Source organism: Edwardsiella hoshinae NBRC 105699 = ATCC 33379 (genome assembly GCF_000474215.1).
GTDB classification, from domain to species: Bacteria; Pseudomonadota; Gammaproteobacteria; order Enterobacterales; family Enterobacteriaceae; genus Edwardsiella; species Edwardsiella hoshinae.
Genome location: NZ_BAUC01000055.1, coordinates 1 through 3,204 on the forward strand (window position 1 = coordinate 1; position 3,204 = coordinate 3,204).

Annotated in this window: 1 protein-coding gene; it reads left to right on the plus strand. The window is 62.7% G+C overall.

Going from position 1 to position 3,204, the window contains the following annotated elements:
- Positions 1 to 93: 93 nt before the first annotated feature.
- A partial coding sequence (locus EHO01S_RS16605; RefSeq protein ID WP_024525002.1) for a two-partner secretion domain-containing protein occupies positions 94 to 3,204 on the plus strand: 3,111 nt, incomplete at its 3' end.

A 3,204-nucleotide genomic window follows, 5' to 3' on the forward strand; every position in this document is an offset into this window, starting at 1 on the left:
CCCCATCGAACGCGCGCGGATATTGCCGGGTACTGCGCCTGGCCTGGCTCCGCCGCACCCTGACGCCTAACACCGAGCTGGAAGGATACCCCGATGAACAACATCTACCAATTGAAGTATGACCGCCGTCGCCAACAGTGGGTCGTGGTGAGCGAACTGGTCATGGGCGCAGGAAAAGGGGGCGCGGCAACGCGCCGCCGCACTCTGCTGACCCTCACCCCCTTGGCCCTGGTGATCACCCTGCTGCTCGGCGGGTGGCCGGGGCCGGGCGCGGCCAACCCCGTCTTGCCGACGGGGGGACAGATTGTGGCCGGCCAGGGCACTATCCAGCGCAGCGGCAGCCAGATGACTGTCAACCAACGTACCCCGGGGATGGTGGCGACCTGGCACAGCTTCGATATCGGCGCGAGCCAGACGGTGCAGTTTGTTCAGCCGAATAGCCAGACCATCGCCCTCAACCGGGTCACCGGGGGGCGGGAGTCCCAGATCCTGGGGGCCTTGACGGCGAACGGTCAGGTGATGCTGGTGAACCCGGCGGGGGTGATGTTGGGGCATGGCGCCAAGGTGAATACGGCCGGGATGGTCGCCTCCACCAAGCATATCAGCACGGCCGATTTTATGGCGGGCCGCTATACCTTTAGCGGCGGCAGCCAGCCGGGGGCGCAGATCGTGAACCAGGGTAGCCTGGCGGCAACGCCGGGGGGCTATATTGTCCTGGTGGGCGACCGGGTGCGCAACGAAGGCCGCATGAGTGCGCCGGGGGGCAAGGTGCTGCTGGCGGCGGCGGATAAGGTGACGTTGCAGCTGGACAACGCGGGATTGGCCGCGGTATCGGTCGATGGCCGGGTGGTGAATGCCTTGGTGGAGAACCGCGGGCTGATCTCGGCGGATAACGGCCAGGTCTATTTAACGGCGCGCGGCCAGGCGATGCTGCTCGATACGGTGGTCAATAACAGCGGCACGGTGGAAGCGAAGGGATTAAGCGCCCGCGGCGGCGAGCTGGTGCTGGATGGCGGCGACAGCGGCGTGGTGCGCCAGTCTGGCGAGTTACTGGCCGACAGCGACACGGGACGCGGCGGCACGATAACGCTGGAGGGGCAGCATATCCAGTTAGCGCACGGCAGTCGGACGTCGGCGACGGGGCGTACGGGCGGCGGCGAGGTGTATGTCGGCGGCGGCTGGCAGGGTAAGGACAGCCGTATCCGCCAGGCGTCAAAGGTGGTGATGGACAACGACGCGCTGATTGATGTGTCCGCGACGGCGCGGGGGCAGGGAGGCACGGCGGTGCTGTGGTCGAATGACTACACCCATTTCCGCGGCACCATCCTGGCGCGAGGCGGCCAGCAGGGCGGCGATGGGGGACGGGTAGAGACCTCGTCGCACCATAACCTGCAAGCGTTCGGCGATGTCGATGCGTCGGCCGTGAAGGGGAATGGCGGTGAATGGCTGCTAGATCCGTTTGATATCAGTATCGTGGGCTCAGGCTCTGCAACCAATGTTACTGAAGGGACTGCTAGTAATGACATCTTTACACCGACGGCTTCAGGCTCACAGGTGTTGAATACGACCATCAATGATCGTCTGAATCAGGGTACCCAGGTCACCATTAAGACCCAGACAGCGTCAGCGGGGACAGACAGCGCTAGCGGCCAATGGGGCAATATCACCGTTAATGCCGATATCCAGAAAAGTAGTGGCACCAGTAATGTGTCTTTAACCCTGGCGGCGGATGGCAATATCAATATCACCGACCATCGCATTACCAGCACGGCCGGTAAGCTAGCGATCAACCTCCTGGCCGCGGGCAGCCACAGCGGCAGCATCACCCTGAACAACGCGACGCTGAGCACGAATGGCGGCAATCTGACCCTGGGGCCGTTGAACGCCAGTGCGAGCAGCATGGCGGACGCGGCGCCCACGCTAGGATCGTTGAACGCCCGCGCGAACAGCACGGCGGCCTTGACGGTGAACATCACCAACAGCACCCTGAACGCTAGCGGCGGCGTGCTGCGCGCCCATGCCGTTAACCCCAATATCAACCTCGCCGAGTCGGCCCTCAGCGTGGTGTACAATGGCAGCAACAACCTGGTCGCGGTGAGCAACAGCACCCTGACCGCCGCAACCCTGATCCTGACGGGTACGCAAAACGGGGAGAATGGCCGCTATCTGCCGGTCTACCTGACTAACGCCACCCTGAAGGCCGCGCAGGATCTGCTGATCGTCGGCGATTCATCCGACCTGGGTAACGCGAGCCGCCTCGAACTGCGCGGGTGCAATACGCTGAGCGCCGGCGGCAATCTCGCCATCGGCAACACGCGCAGCGGGATCTTCCTGAACGGGACGGCGCAGGCCAACAGTAACCTGACGGCCAACCACAGCCTGACGCTGATCGGCCTCAGCGCCATGGATAACCCCGGGGTGAAGGTTTTCGACGGCCGGCTACAAGCGAACGACATCACGCTGGACGGCAGTTCGATGAAGCCAACCAGTAAGGGCTTGGAGTTAAACCACAGCACCCTGCTGGCCGCCGGCAACATTCACGTCAGCGGCAACATGACCGTCAGCAACGCCAGCAGCAGCGAGGGGTTTGGGGCGCATATCTATAATGACAGCACGCTTACCGCGGCCGAGAATATCACGATAACGGGATATGCCCTTAATGGCACGAACGGTGGCCTGAACGTGCATGGGGGGACATTCAGCGCCAAGAATACGCTGCTGAGCGGCACCTCTCAGCAGAATAATATCGGGATCAAAATCGGCGGTAACGTTAATGTCACCGTCGGCAACCTGAGCATTACGGGTAGCGCGAATCGTATCAACACCGCCAGCGGCGTCACGGGAGTCACCTCAGACGGTAACCTCACGCTTAATGTCAGCGCGGGCAAGCTGAATATCAGCGCTACGGTGAATGACACCGGGAATCAGGCGGATAACGCCGCGACCTCAGCGGGGCTAAACCTGAGTAATACCACCCTGACGGCGAATAGCGCCGAGATTCATGGGGTGAACACCTATGGTAATGGCACAGGATTCGCCCTGAATAACGTCTCGCTGGCCGGGGCACTGGCCGACGGCGCCAACCTGACGCTCAGCTCACAAGGCAGCGCGCAGCGCGTCACCAACAGCGTGAACCTCAACGGAGGACTGAGCTATAGCGCCTTTCAGCGCCTCCAGCAAGCCGGGATCGACAACGACACCGTG